General features: G+C 56.5%; 1 rRNA gene. It reads right to left on the reverse strand.

Going from position 1 to position 255, the window contains the following annotated elements:
* Nucleotides 1-255, reverse strand: a 23S ribosomal RNA gene (locus AC0C66_RS21605); the annotation flags it as partial.

Genomic DNA, 255 nt, shown 5'->3' on the forward strand with positions numbered 1-255 from the left:
TACCTTTTAGGAGGCGACCGCCCCAGTCAAACTGCCCACCTGACACTGTCTCCCCGCCCGATAAGGGCGGCGGGTTAGAAGGTCAATACAGCCAGGGTAGTATCCCACCGATGCCTCCACCGAAGCTGGCGCTCCGGTTTCCAAGGCTCCTACCTATCCTGTACAAGCTGTACCAACATTCAATATCAGGCTGCAGTAAAGCTCCACGGGGTCTTTCCGTCCTGTCGCGGGTAACCTGCATCTTCACAGGTACTA

This window comes from Bacillus sp. VA13 (assembly GCF_055710085.1).